The following is an 18833-nucleotide window of genomic DNA, read 5'->3' as shown; positions in this document are numbered from 1 at the left end:
CGACGCCCGGCCCTTCACATGGACCAAGACCGCCGACCAGATCCTCGACCGCATCTGCCGCTACTGCGACAGGATCTCCGAACCAGGTCACTAGGAGGCGTCCCCCGGCCCTGGTCCGCCGGACGGTCCTCAGGCGGGGTCCGGCCCGGACCCTGCCCGCCCGGGCGGTGTCCGGCGGTTCAGGGCGTGGTCCGCACCGGGAAGCTGGTCGGGTGGCCCTGTTCCTTCAGCCACGGCAGCACCTGCTTCAGCGCCGCGACGGTCTGGGCGCGGTCGCCGCCGCCGTCGTGGAAGAGGATCGTCGGTCCGTTGGACAGCTCCTGCTTCACCGTGTTGACGATGGCGCCGGTGCCCGGCAGCTCGAAGTCCTTGGTGTCCACGTTCCAGCCGAGCGGCCGCATCCCGGCCTCGGCGGCGATGCGCCGGCTGTTCGGGGTGAACGCGCCGCCGGGGGCGCGGTAGTACTCCACCTTCGCTCCGCCGGCCGCCTCCTCGATCATCCGCTTCGCGTCGAGGATCTGCTGCTTCTGGTAGTCGACGGGCTTCTTGTCCATGGTGGTGTCGTGGGACACGGTGTGGTCGCAGAGCCGGTGTCCCTCGGCCACGACCCGCTTGACCAGTTCGGGGAACTCCTTCGCCCGCGGACCGACCATGCAGAACACGGCCTTGACGTCGTTCTCCTTGAGGATGTCGAGCACCTGGGGCGTCCACCGCGGGTCGGGACCGTCGTCGATGGTGATGTTCACCGACGTTCCGCCCGCCTCGGCGGCGTGCGCGATGCTCTGAGGGACCTTCACCGGCGGCACCTGCGCCGGGCCCTTGGCGTCCCCGGCCGGCACCCGCTGCTCCTGCCGCTCCCCCGCCCGGGCCTCGGCCTCGGTGTCCGTCAGCGCGGCGGCCCCCCACGAGGCCAGACCGATCGCGACCGCCGAAGCCACCACGGCTATGTGTGCGGTGTACTTGCCCTTCAGCCCCATGCGGTGCCCACTCCCAGCGTCTTCGTCCCGAACGGCTCCCGCAGGGGAGGACGGAAGAGACGGCCGGAAGGTTTCATCGACGTGCGGGAACGGTGGGGAACGGCACGGCCGGGCGGCCCCTGAGGGCTGCCCGGCCGTGCCGTGGCGGTGAACCGGTCGGTCAGTACGCGCCGAAGACGTTGTCGATCGAGCCGTAGCGGGCGGCGGCGTAGTTGCAGGCGGCCGTGATGTTGGCCACGGGGTCGTAGGGGTCGTTGGCGGTGCCCGCGACGTGGTAGGCCTGGAAGGTGGGGTCGATCACCTGGAGCAGGCCCTTGGACGGGGTGCCGGCGAGGGCGTTCGAGTCCCAGTTGTTGATCGCGCGGGGGTTGCCGGACGACTCGCGCATGATGTTGCGGTAGATGCCGTCGAACGTGCCGGGGATGCCCTCGCGGGCCATGATGTCGAGGGACTCGCGGATCCAGCCCTCGAGGTTGTCGGCGTACGTGTAGCCGGCGGTGCTCGCGGACGCGGCCTTGGTGGCGGCGGTGGCGGCGGCCTTGACGGCCGGGGCCGGGGCGGAGGCGGCGGAGCGCGTGGTGACGGAGGCGCGGGTGGCGGGGGCCGGGGCCGCCGGGCGGGGCGCGGTCCGGGTGGCGGCGACGGAGAGCTTCTGGCCGGGCCGGATGAGACCGGGGTCCTTGCCGACGACCTTCCGGTTGTCGCGGTAGAGCTTCTTCCAGCCGCCCTTCACCCCGTACTTCCCGGCGATCTTCGAGAGCGAGTCGCCGGCGACTACGGAATACTTCACCGGCGCGACCCGGGAGGCCGCCTTCGAGGCGTTCGCCGTGACCGACTGGAGGGCCGCCGAAACCGCGGGCTTTGCCACTGCGACGGAGTGCGTGCCCTGCGGAGCGGCCGCGGCCGCGCTGGTGGCTCCGGCCAGCGGAAGCGCGAGGGCGGCGCTGCCGGTGAGGCTCACGGCGGCGATGCCGCGGGTGAGCGGGACGTTCTTGGGGCGGCGGTGCTTGCCGTGTCCACGCATGGCGGGTTCCTCTCCTCCGCCTGCGAGGTGAGCTGTCGGGTTCGGGCAGGAGATGCCCGGCCGCGGCGTGCGCGGCTTCACCCCGAGCCGTCCCCGGAGACCGGGACCGGCGGCAAACCTGGGTCCCCCGCTCCTGCCGGATGTGTGGTGAGTGCGGTCGCCCGGACGGCGGCAGGATTCGGCGTTTCCGTCCGGTTGCGGGGCGACGCTATGCGAAAACAAATCCGGAAAACAAGGCGGGAATTCCTTGCGGAAAATTGATCTAGCAGGAATTACGAAAGGATCATTCCGCCCGGTACGCGTCGCCGCACCAACCGTTTTCCGCAATACGGCACCTGACGCTCCGCCAGCAGCAGGAGGGCCCGGTCCGGCGTGATTCAGATCACGCGCGCCGACCGGGCCCTTTACTGGAGAGCGAAATACCCGCTTGTGGAATCAGATCCGCATTCCGGCATTGCAGGGGAATAACCGGACATCGTCCGTTTTGCCCTGCAATGGAGTGCGTCAGGCGCGGCCGTGCGGCGCCACCAGCCGTTCCGCGACCAGGCGGGCCGGCTCGCCCATGAGGATCGTGTAGTGGTTGCAGTCCGGCACGAACTCGGCGGTCAGGTTCGGCGCCTGCGCGGTCCAGTGGTCGACGAGCGCGGGCGGCAGCATGCCGGGGGCCTCGCCGAGCAGCCCGAGCGGCGCGTGCAGCAGCAGGGCGGGCACCTTCAGGCCCGCCAGGTCGGTGCCGAACGACGCGGCGCCGGTGAGGAGTTCGCGCCCGTCCTGTCGGACGGCCGCCTCCTGGGCCCGGGAACGGCGGGCGCCTTCGGGGCCGGTGAGGTCGTAGCGGACGTACGACTCGATGTCCGCGTTCCAGTGCGGCCCGAGCGCCGGGTGGGCGCGGAAGAAGTCGACGTAGGCCTGGTCGCTGTCGTACGTCATCGAGAGCCGGGCGAGCGCCGGTCCCAGGCTGGCCGCCAGCACCGCGTCGGGGTCCGCGTCGGCGGGCAGCGGGATCGGCAGGCCGCCGTCGATCAGCAGGAGGCGCTCGAAGAGGCCGGGCGCCCGGGCGGCGGCGCGCAGCGCCACGTACGCGCCCATGGACTGGCCGGTCAGGACCACGGGCCCGCCGTCGCCCCAGGCCCGGGCCGCCGTCACGAGGTCGGCGGCGTGCCGGTCGATGCCGTACGGACCGGAGGCGGTCGAGCTGCCGCCGCGGCCGCGCAGGTCGACCGCGTACAGCGACCAGTCCGCCGGCAGGTGCCGGGCGACGGCCGCGAAGGACATCCCCGAGGCCGAGATGCCGTGGGCGGCGACCGCGGTCCGCGGACCCGTGCCGAAGCGCAGCACGCGGAGCGTCGTCCCGTCCACGGGGAGGTCGAGCGGTATCGCTTCGGGGGCCGGCCGCGGTCCGTCCGCACGGGTCATGGTCGCGTCTCCTCGACGTGTCTGGGCTCGGCCCGTGGCGCGCGACGAACCGAACGGGGTGGTCAGGGCGTGCTGTTGGGGCGGGTCGACGGTACCTCAACGCGACGGCGGGCCTTTCGCCGGTCAGCGCGCCGGCCGCCCGGACGACGAGGGCGTGCGTGATCACGTCGGTCGGCGCCTCCTGCACCACGCGGTACGCACGGGGCTCGGTCCCGGGAGCCAGGGCGCTCACGTCGCCCTGCGGTACGTCCCCAGGACGTGGTCATGGACCTTCCCGACCTCGTCGCGCCGGCTTTCGGGCCCGATGACGATCACGAGGTGGTAGCTGCCCGCGATGAGCACGGCCGCGTTGCGGACGAACAGCTCGCGCCCCCGGTCGTCCGCCCAGGTGAAGTCACCGGTGGCGTACTGCGTCGCACCGACCTCGATCACGCGCATTCCGCTGGCGCTGGACCAGCTGGAGGCGCGCCAGGGGGCCAGCTCCGGCTCGAGGTCCTCCTGATAGACGATGGGCTTGTCGGAGAAGCGCGCCGTCGTGTCGCGGCCCGGGACGATGACGAGTTCCAGGTCGCCCTGGGTGTAGCGGTACTGGCCCTGGGCGTTCCTGTGGGCCGCCGACCAGGCGGCCGGGACCTCGGCCTGGAATCCGCTCTCCTCGACCAGGCGGTATCCGCGCACCGGCTGCGGGCGAGGGGGCTTCGTGCCCGGGGTCGCCGTCGTCCTCGCCTCCGCCTTCGCCGCGGGTGACGACGAGGTGGTGGCCTTGCCGTGCGAACCGGGGCCCGAGGCGCCGGAACGGGCGGTCCCGTCGTTCCACTGCGTGAGCGCCCAGGCTCCGAGCGAGCCGAGCAGGACACAGGCCGCGGCGGCGGCCAGGAGCCTCCGGCGCACCGTCCCCCGCGACGGCCCGGGCGACCGCCGCCCGGAGCCCGGCACCTCGGGGCGGGCCCCACCGGTGACCGGCACGACGTCGGCACTCGGTCCTGCGGTGGCCGGCACGGGCCGGACCGAGTCCGCCCCGACGGACGGGCCTCCTTCGTCCGCTGCGACCTCCTGCGCTACGGGCTCCTCCCCTACCGGCTTCTCCGCTTTCCGGCTCTCCGCTACGGGGTTCTCCCCTACCGGGCTCTCCGCTACGGGGTTCTCCGCCGCCGACCTCTCCGCTACGGAGTTCTGCCCCGCGGCCCCCGCCGAGGTCTGCCCCGCGGCCTCCTCCGCGGGCCGCTCCGCCGCCGCCCGTAGCAACTCCGCCACTTCAGCGGACGAGGGACGGTCGTCCGGACTCTTGGAGAGCAGCGCGTGTACGACGGGCGCCAGGGCGTCGGCCCGCCGGGTCGGCGGGGTCTCGTCGACGACGACGGCCGTGACCGTCTCCTCCATCGACTCGCGATGGAACGGCGACCAGCCCTCCACCATCTGGAACAGCAGGACGCCGAGCGACCACAGGTCGGAGGCGGGCTCCGGGCGCCGGCCGCCCATGCGCTCCGGCGCCGTGTAGGCGAGGGAGCCGACGAACTCCCCGGTCTGCGTGAGCGGCTTCTCGCCCGTGATGTACGCGATGCCGAAGTCCGTGAGCACGACGCCGCCGTCCTCGCGCAGCAGGACGTTGGCCGGCTTCACGTCACGGTGCAGCACGTCCCGTTCGTGAGCCGCCGTCAGCGCCTCGACGACGCGCAGGGCGACGCGGGCCGCCTCCCTTTCGGGCAGAACGCCTTCGCGGTCCAGCCGGTCGGCGAGGGATTCTCCGCGTACCCGCTCCATGACGATCCACGGGTGCCCGTCCTCGATGACGATGTCGTGCACCGTCACCACGCCCGGGTGGTTCACGCGGGCCGCGGCGCGCGCCTCGCGCAAGACCCGTTCGACGCGCGCCGGATCATGCGCCGTGTGGGCCTGCTTGACGGCGACCTCGCGCCGGACGAGGAGGTCGTGTCCGGCCCACACCGTGCCCATGCCGCCCGAACCGAGCCGTTCGTCGAGCCGGTAGCGGCCGCCGACCAACCGGCCCTCGGCCGCGGCCTCCTGGGCCTCGTCCCCCGTCACCATGCGAGCATCATGCCGTATCCCGGCACGGTGGGAGCCGGGCGACGGCCGAAGCGGCGCGTGCCTTTTCTCCGCGGCCGCAACGGTCGGCTTCTGACGCGATCGTGACGTCCCATCAGGCAACCCGCGTCCCTTCCTTCCCGTCCTCCGGGGGCGAGAGGGGCACCCGGAGGGCAGTCCGGGGGATCCGAAACGACGGCTTGCCGTGGTGCCCGTGTCGTGACGAGACCGATCGTGAGGAAGACCGCTTTGATACGTGTCACACGCGGCGTGACCACCGCCGTGACGCTCATGGCACTCGCCGCCGCATCACCGGGACTCGCGCAGGCGGCGCAGCCGTCGCCGGGAGCGCCGACGACGTCCCCGGGGGAACGGGACGGAAGTCCGCGGCTGCCCGAGGGGTGGCGGATCACCGGGGCCGGTGCGGAACGCCAGTTGGTGTGGACGGCCGACGAGGCCGTGCCCATGGGGGACGCCCGGGTCGAGTTCCGGCTCGGCGGGCGACTGCTCGGGTTCCCGGTGGCGCAGCCGGACGGCCGCTCCTTCCGGCTGCCGCTCGGCGACGCGCGCCTCGGCGGGCGGACGGAGCAGCGGATCGCCGGCGGGGACGAGCTCCGGGTGACGGCCGGCGGGCGGCGGCTCGACGCCGACACGCCGGCGCTCTCGGCGCGCGTACGCCCGTCCGCTCCGGCCGTGCGGCCGGAGGCGCCGCTGCCCGCGAACCCGGTGGACCCGGGCGTGCCGGGCGGCCATCGCACCGTCAAGGGCGAGTACGCGCTGAAGTCGGTGCGCCTGCCCGGGTTCCCCGAGCCGGTCGAAATGCGCGCCGCGGTCGTGGCGCCGGACCCGGCCTCCGTGCCCGGCAGGCGCCCGGTGGCGCTGTTCCTGCACGGCCGGCACGGCACCTGCTACAAGCCGGGCACCGACGAGGAGACCGGCGACTGGCCGTGCCCGCCGGGGATGAAGCCGGTTCCGAGCCACCAGGGCTACGAGAAGGCGCAGCGGCTCCTGGCCTCGCAGGGGTACGTGACGCTGTCCATATCGGCCAACGGCATCAACGGGCAGGACTTCCGGGCCGAGGACGGCGGCGCGCAGGCCCGTTCCTCTCTCGTCCGGCTGCACCTGGCCCGGTGGGCGGAGTGGGCCGCGAACGGCAAGGACGCGCCGGCGGTCGTACGGAAGTCGGCCGCGGCCGACCTCTCGCGGGTGCTGCTCGTGGGTCACTCGCGGGGCGGCGAGGGCGTCAACCGGGCCGCGCTCGACAGTCTGTCCGCGCCGCCCGCCGACCAGGACGGCTACCGCGGCCCCGTACGGTGGAAGATCCGCGGCAACGTCCTCATCGGGCCCACGATCTTCGGCCAGAACCCGGTGCCCGACGTGCCGTCCATGACGATCCTGCCGGGCTGCGACGGCGACGTGTCCGACCTCCAGGGCCAGATCTACCTCGACGGCACGCGGGGGGTCGGCGGTGGCGCGGCGCTGCACAGCGCGGTGTACATGGTCGGCGCCAACCACAACTTCTTCAACAGCGAGTGGACGCCGGGTCAGGCGAAGGCGCCCGCCGTGGACGACTTCTGGACGGACGAGGAGACCCCGGACGCGGTCTGCTCCCCCGGCACGCGGACCCGGCTGACCGCCCCGCAGCAGCAGACCGCGGGCGCCACCTACATCGCGGCGGCGGCCCGGCTGTTCGTCGGCGGTGACGACCGGGTGCGGCCGCTGCTCGACGGCTCCGGGCGCCGGGCGGCCTCGGCCGGTCCCGCCCGGGTGCTCACCCACGCCGTCGGCGCCGGCCGTACGCCCGCCTTCCTCCCCGGCCCGTCGGTGACGGTGTCCGGTGGCGGCCGGCTCTGCGCGCAGGTCGACCCCGACGCCGCGCGCGCCTGCCTCTCGCCCGACGAGGGCGGCCAGTCCCCGCACTTCGCGTCGTGGGAGACCTCGCCCGAGCCGGGCCGGGACTCCGTCGCGATGACGTGGACGAGGCCCGGTGCCGCGACCGCCGTGCGGGCGGCGCGGCCGGTGTCCCTCGCGGGCGCCGAGTCCCTGGCGCTGCGCGTGATCGTCCCGCCGAACAGCAAGGGCACCGAGCTCGACGTCGCCGTGGCCGACGGCTCGGGCCGCCGCGCGAAGCTCGGCCGGGTGCGGGTCGACGGCCTGCCGGGCAGTGACCGCACCGCCTCGTACTGGGGCCGCGAGCTGCGCGTACCGCTGTCCGCCGCGGCCCGGGCCGGACTCGACCTGAAGCGGGTCTCCGTCCTCGAACTCACTCCGCGCAGTGCCTCCGGGCGTGCCTGGCTGGTGGACGCGTGGGGCTGGCGCCCGGGCACGCCCGCGGTGCGGCCGGCGCCGCTGCCGCGGGTCGACTTCGGGCGGCTGACGGTCGACGAGGGCGACTCGGGCGTGCGGACCTATCGGGTTCCGGTGCGGGTGTCGGGCCAGGGCAGTGGCCAGGTCCGGGTGTTCACGCCCCGGCCCGGCGGTGAGGGCGTCGAGTCGCGCCTCGTGACCGTGCGTCCGGGGCAGCGGACCGTGGACATCCCGGTGACCGTGCGGGGCAACACGCGCTTCGGCTGGGAGGTGTCCCACGACGCGTTCGTCAAGGCGGTGCGCGGCGCCGTGGTCGGCTCGCACCACGGCGGCGTGACGGCGCGGAACGACGACCCGATGCCGAAGGTGCGGCTGACGCCCGTCGCGGACGACGTGGCCGAGGGCGGGGCGCTGACCTGGCGGGTGACGCTGTCCGAGGCCGCCGACGCGGACATCATGGGCGGTGTGTCGTTCCTGCCGGTGACCGGCGGTGCGGAGCTGTCGACGGCGGACCTCGATCCGGAGTGGGTGCGGGACACCTACGGCTCCGTTCCCGAGCCGGCCAGGCCGCTGTCGCGGCCGGAGGAGGAGGACGCGTACGCGCCCTTCGCCGTTCCCGCCGGCGAGACGGCCGTGGAACTGCGCGTGCCCACCCTCAAGGACGGGGTCGCCGAGCCCGTCGAGTCGCTGCGGGCGCGGCCGTTCTCGTACGACGGTGACTGGGAGCGCGTACCGGGTCCGGAGTTCACGGGTACGGTGCGGGACGCCTCGTGACGTCTCGTGGTGCCGGGCCGGGTCGATCCGCGGTCTGATGGACCATGGAGGGGCGGGCGCCGGTTCCCGGGAGGGAGCCGGCGGCCGCCCCGCGGCGTACGGGCACGGATGCCGGTCCGGGTCCGGGTCCAGAGCCGGGTCCGGTCCGGATCCGCGAGGCGGGGCCGGGATCGGTCCGCGAGGCAACTCGGCGGGCGCTTCCGGCGTCCTTCCTCACGGCCGGCACACGCACGGCACCCTCGGATGGCGAACAGGAAACGCGATGAGCGACAAGGCCCGGATTCTCTTCGACGCGCTCGACCTCGACCACGACGGCACCCTGACGCGCGTCGAGGTCATCGAGGCCCTGCGGGCCAAGGGCCCGACGCTGGTCGCGCAGGGAGTGATCCCGGCGTGGGGCGTCGGGGACGCCGACGCGGCCTCGGCACTGTTCGACGAGGCCGACGCGAACGGTGACCAGGTCCTCAGCCTGGAGGAGTTCACCGCGCTGGTGGACCGCCGTTTCGGCTGGTGAGGTCCGCTGCCGGGCTCCCGTGCCCGGTCGACGTATTCTCTGCTTCCCGGCGCGGGACACGTCGGCGGGGCGGCGAGGGACGGTGGCGGACGTGAAGGGGTCGGACCGGGTGGCGGACGGCAGCGGCGGCGGTGCGGGCGGCGGGACGGCTTCCCTGAGCGCGCGGGCGCGCGAGGCGGTGCTGCAGCGGATCGTCGACCGCCGCTACGCGCAGGGCGCGCGACTGGTCGAGCGGGAGGTCGCCGAGGAGCTGAGCATGTCCCGCGTGCCGGTGCGCGAGGCGCTGCGGGCGCTGGTCGCGGAGGGGCTGCTGGAACTGCTGCCGCACAGCGGCGTCCGCGTCCGGCGGTTGGAGCGCGCCGATGTGGAGCATCTGTACGAGGTGTGGGAACCGCTCGCGGCCCAGGCGTCCCGGCTCGCGGCGCGGGCGGCCGCGGCGGGCGACGCCGCCGGACTCGCCGCCCTGGAAGCGGCCCTCCGGCAGGCGGAGACGGCGGCCGCGGCCGACGAGAGTGCCCGTGAGGTGGCCGCGCACACGGCGTTCCACGACGGGGTGGTGGCGATGGCCGGCAATCCGCTGCTCGCCCGCATGATGGAGCAGCTGTCCTGGCAGCTGCGGTTGCTGTTCGGGCTGCGCGCGGAGCCGGAACACATGCGGGCGCAGCACACGGAGATGTACCGGCACATCGCCGCCGGTGACGAGGAGGCCGCGGCGGCGAGCACCCTGCTGCACGTGCGGGACAGCAGGGCCGTGGCCCTGCGTTCCCTCTTCGGCACCGGCTGACGTCGGGGCAGGACCTGTCCGGTCAGGCCGCCGTGGGATGCGGCGGCAGGGGGACGGGCCGTACCGGGCCGACGACGCTGAGCGGGATGCCCAGGCTCTCGCAGAGCCGGCGGGCGCGGGACAGCGCGCTCAGGGAGGCCGGGGACGGGTCGTCGGTGGGGAGCTGCACGCGGACCAGTCGCGGGCGGTGCGCGAGCAGCAGGGCCTCGGTCTCCAGAACCGCGGCTCCCCGGCTGGTGACGTCGAGGTCGCGCAGGAGCGAGACGTGCAGAACCCCGTCCTCGAAAGCGTGGCTGATCAGCATGGCGGTCTCCTTCCGACGCCGGAGGGCTCCTGACGGGCGGCGCGAGGCCGTGGCAGGCGGCTCACCGGGTATGGCGAGAAGCGTGCTGCATGCATCCTTTCGTGGGGCGTGTCCCCGGCATCCGCCGCCCTGACCACGGGCGACGGGGTGAAGGGGGCTCCCATCAGCCCCGGGCGCCTCGCCGGGCACGCAGGACAAGGCTAGGCAGACGCCCGCCGTGATCGCACCCGCACGTCGGGTGAAGGCCGTCGGGAGCGGGCTCAGGGCCCGGAGGCGGCCTGGCCGTCGGGGTGCAGGTGGTAGAGCGCGAAGGCCCTGCCGATCACGGGCTGGGCGACGTTGCGGACCCGTACGCCGCCGGCCGTCATGCCGTGCTCCGTGCCGAGGTGGGCGTGGCCGTGGACGGACAGGTCGGCGCCGGCCGAGTCGATGGCCTCGGCGAGCAGATAGCTGCCGAGGAAGGGGTAGATCTCCAGCGGCTCGCCCGCGAGCGTGTCGGGTACGGGCGAGAAGTGGGTCAGGGCGATGCGCACCGCACAGCCGCCGACGGCCAGGTCGCCGAGCGCGGCGGTCAGGCGTTCGGCGCTGAGTCGCGTGGTGCGGACGAAGGCCTTCATCTCGGGCTCGCCGAACTCGCCCGCGCTGCGGCCCACGAAGCCGCCGCAGAAGCCCTTGGCGCCGGCGACGCCCACCTTGCGGCCGCCGACGTTCAGCACGACGGCCTCCCCTTCCAGGACGGCGACGTCCGCGTCGCGCAGCACCCGGGTGACCTCGGCCTCCTCGCCGGAGTGGTAGTCGTGGTTGCCCAGGACGGCCACGACCGGTATCCCCAGCCCCCGCACCTCTCCGGCCACCACCTCGGCCTCCGCCGCGGTGCCGTGCCGGGTCAGGTCGCCGGCGAGCAGCAGCAGGTCGGCGCAGTCCGGCAGGGCGGAGAAGGCCGAGCGCAGCAGTCCCGCGCAGTCCTCGCTGAGATGGATGTCGCCGACGGCCGCGACACGGACGGCGGTGTCGGCGGTGGACGGGCCGGTGGCGACGGTCATGACAGCTCCTCCCAACGGTCCGGGGCGTCGGCGCAGGCCACTTCGAGGTCGACGCGCAGGGTCAGCCCGGCGAGCTCGTCACGCGCCAGCCGCAGGATCTCGTCCCGGTGGGTGGCGGTGGGCACGGTGCCGGTCAACAGCACGGCGCTGCCTCGCTGTTCCGCCTGGATGCCCAGTTCGGCCAGGTCGTCTCCGGCGAGCCGCTCGCGCAGCCGGGCGATGCGGTACTCGTCCTCGTGGGCTCCGGCGTGCTGCTCAGTCATCGTCGTTCCCTCCGTCGCCCGCACCGCCGTTGCCTCCGTCGCCCGCAGCCGTCGTCCGGGGGATGACGTCGAGGAGTTCCAGCAGGTAGAGGAAGGCGACCGCCATCGGCTTGTCGTGCGTCTCGGCACGGACCCGGTCCCAGTCGACGCGTTCGCGCAGTCCGCGGGCGACCGGCAGCAGCGGGCCGAAGTCGCAGTGGTGCTCGGACAGTGCGTCGAGGCGGCCCACCAGGAGGTCCGTCGGGTCGATCACCGGCATGTGCACCGAGTCCACGGGCAGGGTCCAGGCCCGTTCGAGGAGTTCCCTGGTGACGGGCCGTCCGGCGAGGGCGAAGATGAGGTCGATCTCCTCTCCGCCGCTGCGGGCCTTCACCAGCCAGTCCTCCGGCGGCTCCACGATCCGGATGCCGCGCCGGCGCAGCAGGCGGGTGACCGTCTCGGCGTCCTCGGCGCGCAGGGCGAAGTCGGTGTCGTGCTGGAGCCTGACCGGGATGCCGTGCGCGTACACGGCGACGCTTCCGACGAGGGCGAAGGGGCAGCCGGAGGTCTTCAGGACGGCGCCGACCTCCTTGGTCGCCTCCAGGATGGCCTGGGTGTGGTCGGGGGGCAGGGGCTGCGGGGGGTCGGTGCGGGCCGGCGGGCCGGTGCGGGTCGACGGCGCTTCGTGGTCGTCCTCGGACGGGGGGTGCACGGCGGCGAGCGGCGGGCGCCCCTCGTCCGGGGCCGGCGGTGGGCTCGCCGGTTCGGGGGCGGGCCCCCCGGTCGGTCCGGTGGGCGGGCCGGTGATCGGTCGGCGCGTCGGTTCCATGAGGTTCATGCCTCCTCCTCACGGTGCGTCGTCGAGCGGCGCGCGCAGGGCCGTGTCCCCGTCTTCCCACGCGCGGGTGACGGAGGCGGCGAACGCGTCCTCGAGGAGGACGGTGGCCTGTACGCCGAAGGTCACGTCCGGGGCGAGGTCCGGTTCGTCGGCGAGCAGCCCGCCGACGACCTCGCGCCGCACGAGCTGTTCGTGGACGGCGTCGGCCTCGACGTGTTCGTCGTAGAAGCGCACGGCGGCCTCGTCGGTGCCGATCCTGCGCATCGCGGCGGCGATCCGGGACGCGGCGGGCGAGGAGCCGATCTCCAGGGCGGCGAAGTGCCCGACGAGGGCGCCACGGCGGGCACGGTGGAGGCCCAGCAGCGACATCAGGTTGGCGTTGGCGAGCGCGGGCGCCCCGACGAGCGGCAGGTAGTGGCCGTACGCGGGGTCGAGGCCGAGGGCGCCCAGGAGGTCGGCGTAGAGCCGGGCGTGCATGTGCTCGGTCCGGCCGCAGCCGTACTCGTCGTACTGGATCATCATCATCCCGGCCTTGGCGCGGCCCTGGAGGCGGGGCACCACCCACAGGTGCGGGTCGGCCTCGCGGAGCTGGTGCACGGAGCGCAGGACGGCGTGCTCCCGCACGTGGTGCGGGGTGCCGTGGCGGAGCAGGTAGTGGGAGACGCCGTGGCCTTCGACGGGTTCCGTCAGCAGCGCCCCGAAGACCTCGTCGAGGTCCCCGGGCCGCCCGCAGTCGGCGCGCAGCGCCTCCTCGAACCGGCGTTCGAGTCCGGCCCGCAGGCGCAGGAGGGCCGGGTCCCACTCGGCCTCGTCGGGGACGCCCGCGAAGCCCCGGTAGTGCAGCTCGTAGCCGAGGTGCAGGGCCAGCTGGAGGTCTTCCCCGTACGGGTCGGCGGCCTCGGTGGCGCGGCGGCCGGGCAGCGGGCCGGCCGCGCCGCGCAGCCGGGCGACGAGTGCCTCGGACAGCTCGCCGCGGGGCGGCGGCAGTCGCGGGCCGTCCTCCGGGCCGGTGCGTTCCGCCGGCTCCCGCAGGAGTGTGGTGGTCATGTCACGGTCTCCTCACGACGGGCCCGGCGGCCGAGCTCCGTCCCGTGGGACGGGCGGTCCGGCCGGACGCGCGAACGGCGGCGGGTCAGTCCCGCCGCCCGGTCCCTTCCTGGTTGCGCCGCATCCGGCGGCGGTGGCTGGTGTCACAGAAGGGTTCCCTGAGGCTGCGGCGGCACATGCACAGGGCGACGACGGGCCGGTCGCTGCGCCGGACCGTTCCGTCGGGGAGCACGATCTCGACCGGGCCCTCGACGAGCAGCGGGCCGTCCGCCACCGGGGTGACCCGCACCGCGGCGGGCCGAGGGGGTCTGGTGTCCGGGTCCGCGGATCCTCGCGCACGGTCCTCGGCGGAACTCACGACAGCGCTCACGGCGCACCTCCGTTCGCTGGGGCGACGCTTTGGCGGATGCCCGCTTCCGCCACCGGTATGCCAGGGCGCGTGTGCGGGCGGCAGGTGCGCCCTGGCACGCGTGCGGGCGGCCGGACGGGGTAGTCGCAGCCGTCCACGGACCGTGATCCGACGGGACGGGGTACCGACGACACGACACCGGACCGAGGAGACGAGGAGACGGCCATGAGCATGGTGCAGGAGACCATCCGGGTCACGGCGCCGCTGCACGACGTCTACGGCCAGTGGACCCAGTTCGAGGAGTTCCCGAGGTTCATGGACGGTGTCGAGGAGGTACGGCAGCTCGACGACCGGCACTGCCACTGGCGCACCCGCGTGGCGGGCGTGACCCGCGAGTTCGACACGGAGATCGTCGACCAGCTGCCCGATGAACGCATCTCCTGGCGCACGGTCGGCGGCGACGTGAAGCAGAAGGGCGTCGTCACCTTCCAGCGCCTCGACGACACGCACACGCGGGTCAGCCTGGCCATGGACGTCGAGCCGCAGGGCATGGTCGAGAAGGCCGGTGACGCCCTCGGCTTCCTGGAGAGCCGGGTCCAGGGCGATCTGATGCGCTTCAAGCAGTTCATCGAGGAACAGGACGGCGCGACCGGCAGCTGGCGCGGCCGGCTCCGCCCCGAGGACTCCACCGGCGAGGCCTCCGCGGCCCCGACGGCCGGCGAGCCGGTGCCGCCTCCCGAACGGCCCGGCCCGTATCCCGGCCCGCTCCCCGACGAGCCCGGCGGCGCGCCCCACATCTGACGCGGGCGCCCGTCGCGGCGCGGACGCCCGGCGAGCCCGGACGGCTCCGGCGAGTCCCGTACCGACCACGGTGAGCCCCGTACCGACCCCGGCGAGCCTGGACGGCCCCCGGTGAGCCCCGTACCGACCACGGTGAGCCCGTACGACCACGGTGAAGGGAGACGGACCATGCGCCCGTCGAACCCCGTCGGCGCCGCGCCGCGTTCCGGCGCCGACCGCACGCTCGGCCTGCTCCTGAAGGGATACGGGTGGCTGCCCGGGCTGCGCCGGGACGCTCCGGGCGACGGCCCGGTGGCGACCCGGCTGCTCGGGCGGCCGGTCCGGGTGCTGCGCGGCCCGGACGCGGTCGCCTACTTCTACGACGAACGGCACGCGCGACGCTCCGGCGCCCTGCCCGGGCCCGTGCTGGACACGCTCTTCGGCCGGGGCGCGGTGCACACCCTCGACGGCGCGGAACACCGGGCCCGCAAGTCCCTGTTCCTGTCCCTGCTGACCGCTCCGGACGCGGTCGAGGCGCTGGCCCGGGGCGCGGCGGAGGACTTCCGTGAGCGGCTCGTCGCACGGGACGGCGAGGAGGTCACGCTCTTCGACGAGGGCGCGCTGGTCCTCGCCCGCGCCGTCCGCGACTGGGCCGGGCTGCCCGGGTACGACGAAGCGGGCACCGCCCGCCTGGCCAGGGACTGCGTGGCCATGGTCGACGGCTTCGCCACGGCCGGGCCGCGTCATCTGCGGGCCCGCCGGGCGCGGGCGCGGCAGGAGGACCTGCTCGCCGCGGAGGTCGAACGGGCCCGGGCGGCGCCGGTGCCGGCCGGACCGCCGCGCACGGCCTTCGACGCGGTGGTGGCGCACCGGGACGCCGACGGTTTCCCGCTGGCCCCGGCCACGGCCGCCGTGGAGCTGCTGAACATCGCGCGGCCCACGGTGGCGATCACCTGGTACCTGACCTTCGCGGCCCACGCCATGTGCCGGCGCCCCGGCCTGCGGCGGCGGCTCGCGGCGGACGAGCCCGTCGGGTTCGCCACGGCGTTCGCGCACGAGGTGCGCCGCTTCTACCCGTTCGTGCCGTTCGTCGGCGCGCTCGCGCCCGAGGGGCTGGTCCTGGACGGGGAGCGGGTGCCGGGCGGCACGCTGCTGCTCCTCGACGTGTACGGGCGGAACCACGACCCGGCCCTGTGGGAGGAGCCGTACCGCTTCGACCCCGACCGGTTCCTGGGCAGGTCGCCGCACACCGACGCGCTGGTCCCGCAGGGCGGCGGACCGCGCGACGGGCACCGCTGCCCGGGCGAGGACATCACCGTGGCCGTGCTCGCCCGCCTGGCCCGTGAGCTGGCCAGGACCGGCTTCACGGTCCCGGAGCAGGACCTGCGGATCCCCCTGAACCGGATCCCGACCCGGCCGCGCGACGGCCTGCGGATCGTCGTCGGCTCCGAACGTGAGCCCGTGCCCGTACGGGAGGTGTGCGGTCATGACTAGCCGTTCCGCGGCCACCGCGCCGGAGACCTACGACGACGAGCGGTACGACGCGACGCCCTTCCTGCCGCGGCGCGGCGGGCTGCCCGCGTACCGCCGGGCGGCGGCCGACTGCCAGGGCTGCCCGCTCCACCGGAAGGCGAGCGGCACCGTCTTCGGGCGCGGCCCCGCGCACGCCCGGCTGATGCTGGTGGGCGAACAGCCCGGCGACCGCGAGGACCTGGAGGGCAAGGCCTTCGTGGGCCCGGCGGGGAAGCTCCTCTCGCGGGCGCTGCGCGACGCGGGGATCGACGAGGAGGACGTGTACCTCACGAACGCGGTCAAGCACTTCAAGTTCACCGAGGAGGAGACCCGCAAGCGCCGGATCCACAAGGCGCCGAGTCTGCGCGAGACGCTGGCCTGCCGTCCCTGGCTGGTCGCCGAACTCCGTCTCGTCTCCCCGGAGTTGATCGTCACGCTCGGCGCCACCGCGGGCCGCTCGCTGCTCGGTCCGTCCTTCCGGGTGGGCGCCGACCGGGGTGTGCCGCAGCCGCTGCCGGACCTCGGCGAGGAGGCCGCCGACGCGGCCGGCGGGGAGATCCGGGTGATTCCCACGGTGCATCCCTCGGCGGTGCTCCGGTCGCAGGACCGGGAGGAGATGTACGCGGGGCTGGTCGCCGACCTGCGCGCGGCGGCCGAGGCCCTGTGACCGGCGAGCCGCGAGCTCACGTGGCCGCGGCTCGTGACCCCTGCCCCGTGAACGGGCGGCCGGTCACCCGGCGGGGCGGTCCGGAGGCCGGGACAGCGGGCTCGTGTCGATGCGGCGCAGAAGGGTCATGGGGTCCTCGCACACGAGCACCGCGCCCGCGTCCTCCAGTTCGGCGCGCGAGGTGCCGCCGGTCAGCAGGGCGATGCACGGCAGGCCGGCGCGTCCGGCGGCCTCGACGTCCCACACGGTGTCGCCGATGAAGACGGCGTCCTCGGGCTCGGCGCCCACCGCCTTCAGGGCGGCCTCCACGAGGTCGGGCGCGGGCTTGGTCACGTCGACGTCCCCGCCCGACGTGACGGCGTCGATCACCTCCTCGGCGTCGAGCAGCCCGCGGACGGCACCCACCTCCTCCTCCGAGGCGGAGCTGGCGAGCACGACCTGCCAGCCGCGCGCGGACACGGCGCGCAGCAGTTCCGTGGCGCCGTCGAAGGGGCGGAGGTTGTCGTACCAGGCGGCGTAGAGGGCGCCGTGCGCGTCGGCGACGGCGCGGTCCTCCTCGCGCCGCCGCTGCGCCCCGAGCACCTGGTCGAGGAGGCGGTCGGCGCCCATGCCGATGGCGCGGTGGATCCGGGCCATCGGCACGTCGTGGCCGTGCCGGCGCAGCGCCTGCCACCAGGCCAGCGTGTGCAGGTAGTTGGTGTCCACGAGGGTCCCGTCGACGTCGAACAAGGCGGCGCCCCGGGACGCCCGTGCCCCACGCGTTGTCATCGTGTTCCTCCTCAGGCCGCGCCCGCGGGCGACCGCGCCCGGCGGGCGGCGGGTCCGGTCACGCCGCTTTCCGGTCGCGACTGCCCCGCATCGTCATGGGCATGCGGGCCCCCGGGTCGCGGACGGCCCGGATCACCACCAGCACCTCGCTGGTCGTCCCGGGCGGGACCAGTCCCCTGCGCTCGAACCAGGAGGCCCGCGTCGCCATGACGGGCCCGAAGGGCTGGGCGCGCCGGGCGGCGACGCCGGCCCGGAGGCCGGCACGGCGCAGGGCGGCGAGGGTGGCGGCCTCTCCGCTGAGGGAGGACTGGACGACGAGCAGTACGCCGCGGGGAGCCAATAGCTCGGGTACGGTCCGGCAGATCCGGTCGAGCAGGAGCCGCCCGTCGGGGCCGGCGTCCCAGGCCCGGCTCGCGCCGCGGGCCGGGCCCTCGGGCGCGGCGGCGGGCACGTAGGGCGGGTTGACGGTGACGAGGCCGAAGCGCTCGCCCCGCACCGGTTCCGTGAGGTCGCCGCGAAGGACCCGGATCCGGCAGTGGTGGAGCCGGGCGTTGCACCGTGCCGCGGCGACGGCCGCGCCGGAGATGTCGGCCGCGGTCGCGTCGGCTCCCCTGCGGGCGGCCGCGAGGGCGAGGATCCCGGTGCCGGTGCACAGGTCGAGCGTGCGGACGCCCGGCTCGATCCGTTCGCGGGCGAGGCTCTCCAGGAGGAGGGCGGTGTCGCCCTGCGGTGCATAGACACCGGGCGGTCTGATCAGCGGCATCGTGGACATCATGGTCATTCCGAGCGAGTACCCGGGTACGGCCGGGGCACTCACCCGGCGTGTGGTGCGCGCGCCCGGGGTTACGGGCGCCGACGGCGGGTAGCCGCGCTGCCAGACCGGTCCTTCGCGGGCCAGGGAGGTGAACACGATGGTGCACGCCACGATCGAGGTGGACGCCCCGCTGCGCGAGGTCTACGACCAGTGGACGCAGTTCGAGCAGTTCCCGCGCTTCATGGACGGTGTCGAGGAGGTCCGTCAGCTCGACGACCGGCACTGCCACTGGCGGACCACGATCGCCGGAGTGACCCGGGAGTTCGACACGGAGATCGTCGACCAGCTGCCCGACGAGCGCATCTCGTGGCGCACGGTCGGCGGCGACGTGGGACAGAGGGGCGTCGTCACCTTCGTACGGACCGACGACAGCCATACCCGGGTGGACCTGGCCATGGAGGTGGAGCCCCGGAGCCTGGCCGACAAGGCCGGCGCGGCCGTCGGTGCCGTCGACAGCCGGGTCGAAGGGGACCTGTACCGCTTCAAGGAGTTCATCGAGGACCGCGGCCGCGCGACCGGCGGCTGGCGCGGCCGGCTGCGGCCGGCGGACAGCGGGTCCGCTCCGGAGCCGCCCTGACGCGGCCCCGTGTGGCACACCACCGACCGGCCAGTGCGAGCGGCCGGTCCGAT

The 18833-nt window shown here is 74.6% G+C and carries 18 protein-coding genes, 1 pseudogene and 1 riboswitch; of the genes and pseudogenes, 7 read left to right on the top strand and 12 right to left on the bottom strand.

Annotated features, from left to right (window positions below; all coding sequences use genetic code 11):
• Positions 1–179: 179 nt before the first annotated feature.
• The 4 genes from ACFWJO_RS31995 to ACFWJO_RS31980 all read right to left on the bottom strand — a co-directional run bounded on the left by ACFWJO_RS31995 (position 180) and on the right by ACFWJO_RS31980 (position 5463).
• Positions 180–977 (bottom strand): polysaccharide deacetylase family protein, encoded by a 798-nt coding sequence (locus tag ACFWJO_RS31995; RefSeq protein WP_386870829.1) that lies wholly within the window; start codon positions 975–977, stop codon positions 180–182.
• A gap of 160 nt (positions 978–1137) precedes the next feature.
• Positions 1138–2001 (bottom strand): transglycosylase SLT domain-containing protein, encoded by an 864-nt coding sequence (locus ACFWJO_RS31990; RefSeq protein WP_386870827.1) that lies wholly within the window; start codon positions 1999–2001, stop codon positions 1138–1140.
• A 4-nt stretch (positions 2002–2005) separates the two neighbouring features.
• Positions 2006–2195: riboswitch (cyclic di-AMP (ydaO/yuaA leader) on the bottom strand.
• A 310-nt stretch (positions 2196–2505) separates the two neighbouring features.
• Positions 2506–3417, bottom strand: coding sequence for an alpha/beta fold hydrolase (locus ACFWJO_RS31985; RefSeq protein WP_386870826.1), 912 nt, complete (start codon positions 3415–3417; stop codon positions 2506–2508).
• Positions 3418–3645: 228 nt separating this feature from the next.
• On the bottom strand, positions 3646–5463 hold the full coding sequence (locus ACFWJO_RS31980) for a protein kinase (protein WP_386870825.1): 1818 nt from the start codon (positions 5461–5463) through the stop codon (positions 3646–3648).
• A gap of 246 nt (positions 5464–5709) precedes the next feature.
• On the opposite strand from ACFWJO_RS31980, the gene ACFWJO_RS31975 reads away from it, so the two are divergent.
• The 3 genes from ACFWJO_RS31975 to ACFWJO_RS31965 all read left to right on the top strand — a co-directional run bounded on the left by ACFWJO_RS31975 (position 5710) and on the right by ACFWJO_RS31965 (position 9839).
• Entirely contained in the window at positions 5710–8541 is a 2832-nt protein-coding gene (locus tag ACFWJO_RS31975; RefSeq protein WP_386870823.1) for a hypothetical protein, read from the top strand.
• A 262-nt stretch (positions 8542–8803) separates the two neighbouring features.
• A complete protein-coding gene (locus ACFWJO_RS31970; protein WP_386870821.1) occupies positions 8804–9055 on the top strand; it encodes an EF-hand domain-containing protein in 252 nt (83 codons plus the stop codon).
• Between the two features lie 91 nt (positions 9056–9146).
• A complete protein-coding gene (locus ACFWJO_RS31965) occupies positions 9147–9839 on the top strand; it encodes a GntR family transcriptional regulator (RefSeq protein WP_386870819.1) in 693 nt (230 codons plus the stop codon).
• A gap of 22 nt (positions 9840–9861) precedes the next feature.
• On the opposite strand, the gene ACFWJO_RS31960 is transcribed toward ACFWJO_RS31965, so the two are convergent.
• From ACFWJO_RS31960 to ACFWJO_RS31935, 6 genes are all read right to left on the bottom strand, one after another.
• Positions 9862–10143: a hypothetical protein gene (locus ACFWJO_RS31960; RefSeq protein ID WP_386870817.1), complete on the bottom strand. Its 282-nt coding sequence runs from the start codon at positions 10141–10143 to the stop codon at positions 9862–9864.
• A gap of 260 nt (positions 10144–10403) precedes the next feature.
• A complete protein-coding gene (locus ACFWJO_RS31955; RefSeq protein ID WP_386870815.1) occupies positions 10404–11186 on the bottom strand; it encodes a metallophosphoesterase in 783 nt (260 codons plus the stop codon).
• Positions 11183–11449 carry a BON domain-containing protein gene (locus tag ACFWJO_RS31950; protein ID WP_384407174.1) on the bottom strand — a complete coding sequence of 89 codons (267 nt, stop codon included), beginning with the start codon at positions 11447–11449 and terminating at the stop codon, positions 11183–11185. Before ACFWJO_RS31950 ends, ACFWJO_RS31955 begins: the two co-directional genes overlap by 4 nt.
• Complete coding sequence (locus ACFWJO_RS31945; RefSeq protein WP_386870813.1) at positions 11442–12266, bottom strand: nucleotidyltransferase family protein; 825 nt, start codon at positions 12264–12266, stop codon at positions 11442–11444. Before ACFWJO_RS31945 ends, ACFWJO_RS31950 begins: the two co-directional genes overlap by 8 nt.
• A gap of 9 nt (positions 12267–12275) precedes the next feature.
• On the bottom strand, positions 12276–13313 hold the full coding sequence (locus tag ACFWJO_RS31940) for an iron-containing redox enzyme family protein (RefSeq protein ID WP_386870811.1): 1038 nt from the start codon (positions 13311–13313) through the stop codon (positions 12276–12278).
• A gap of 85 nt (positions 13314–13398) precedes the next feature.
• Positions 13399–13683, bottom strand: a complete 285-nt coding sequence (locus ACFWJO_RS31935) for a CDGSH iron-sulfur domain-containing protein (protein WP_384407180.1) — start codon at positions 13681–13683, stop codon at positions 13399–13401.
• 204 nt (positions 13684–13887) lie between these two features.
• Between ACFWJO_RS31935 and ACFWJO_RS31930 the strand changes: the two are divergent.
• From ACFWJO_RS31930 to ACFWJO_RS31920, 3 genes and pseudogenes are all read left to right on the top strand, one after another.
• A pseudogene (locus ACFWJO_RS31930) lies at positions 13888–14346 on the top strand (SRPBCC family protein); the annotation flags it as partial.
• Positions 14347–14631: 285 nt separating this feature from the next.
• Positions 14632–15936 carry a cytochrome P450 gene (locus tag ACFWJO_RS31925; protein ID WP_386870809.1) on the top strand — a complete coding sequence of 435 codons (1305 nt, stop codon included), beginning with the start codon at positions 14632–14634 and terminating at the stop codon, positions 15934–15936.
• A complete protein-coding gene (locus tag ACFWJO_RS31920; RefSeq protein ID WP_386870807.1) occupies positions 15929–16621 on the top strand; it encodes a UdgX family uracil-DNA binding protein in 693 nt (230 codons plus the stop codon). Before ACFWJO_RS31925 ends, ACFWJO_RS31920 begins: the two co-directional genes overlap by 8 nt.
• Before the next feature lie 63 nt (positions 16622–16684).
• Here ACFWJO_RS31920 and ACFWJO_RS31915 read toward each other — a convergent pair whose 3' ends face one another.
• Both ACFWJO_RS31915 and ACFWJO_RS31910 read right to left on the bottom strand, forming a co-directional pair.
• Positions 16685–17389, bottom strand: a complete 705-nt coding sequence (locus ACFWJO_RS31915; RefSeq protein ID WP_386870805.1) for an HAD family hydrolase — start codon at positions 17387–17389, stop codon at positions 16685–16687.
• 58 nt (positions 17390–17447) lie between these two features.
• On the bottom strand, positions 17448–18152 hold the full coding sequence (locus ACFWJO_RS31910) for a HemK2/MTQ2 family protein methyltransferase (protein ID WP_386870803.1): 705 nt from the start codon (positions 18150–18152) through the stop codon (positions 17448–17450).
• Between the two features lie 148 nt (positions 18153–18300).
• Here ACFWJO_RS31910 and ACFWJO_RS31905 point away from each other — a divergent pair, with 148 nt between their 5' ends.
• Entirely contained in the window at positions 18301–18780 is a 480-nt protein-coding gene (locus ACFWJO_RS31905; RefSeq protein WP_386870801.1) for an SRPBCC family protein, read from the top strand.
• The last annotated feature ends 53 nt before the right edge of the window (positions 18781–18833 follow it).

Source organism: Streptomyces sp. NPDC127092, assembly GCF_042722475.1.
Lineage (GTDB): Bacteria > Actinomycetota > Actinomycetes > Streptomycetales > Streptomycetaceae > Streptomyces.
Note: the sequence above shows the minus strand (reverse complement) of the source record. Positions and strands in the feature narration are given on the sequence as shown.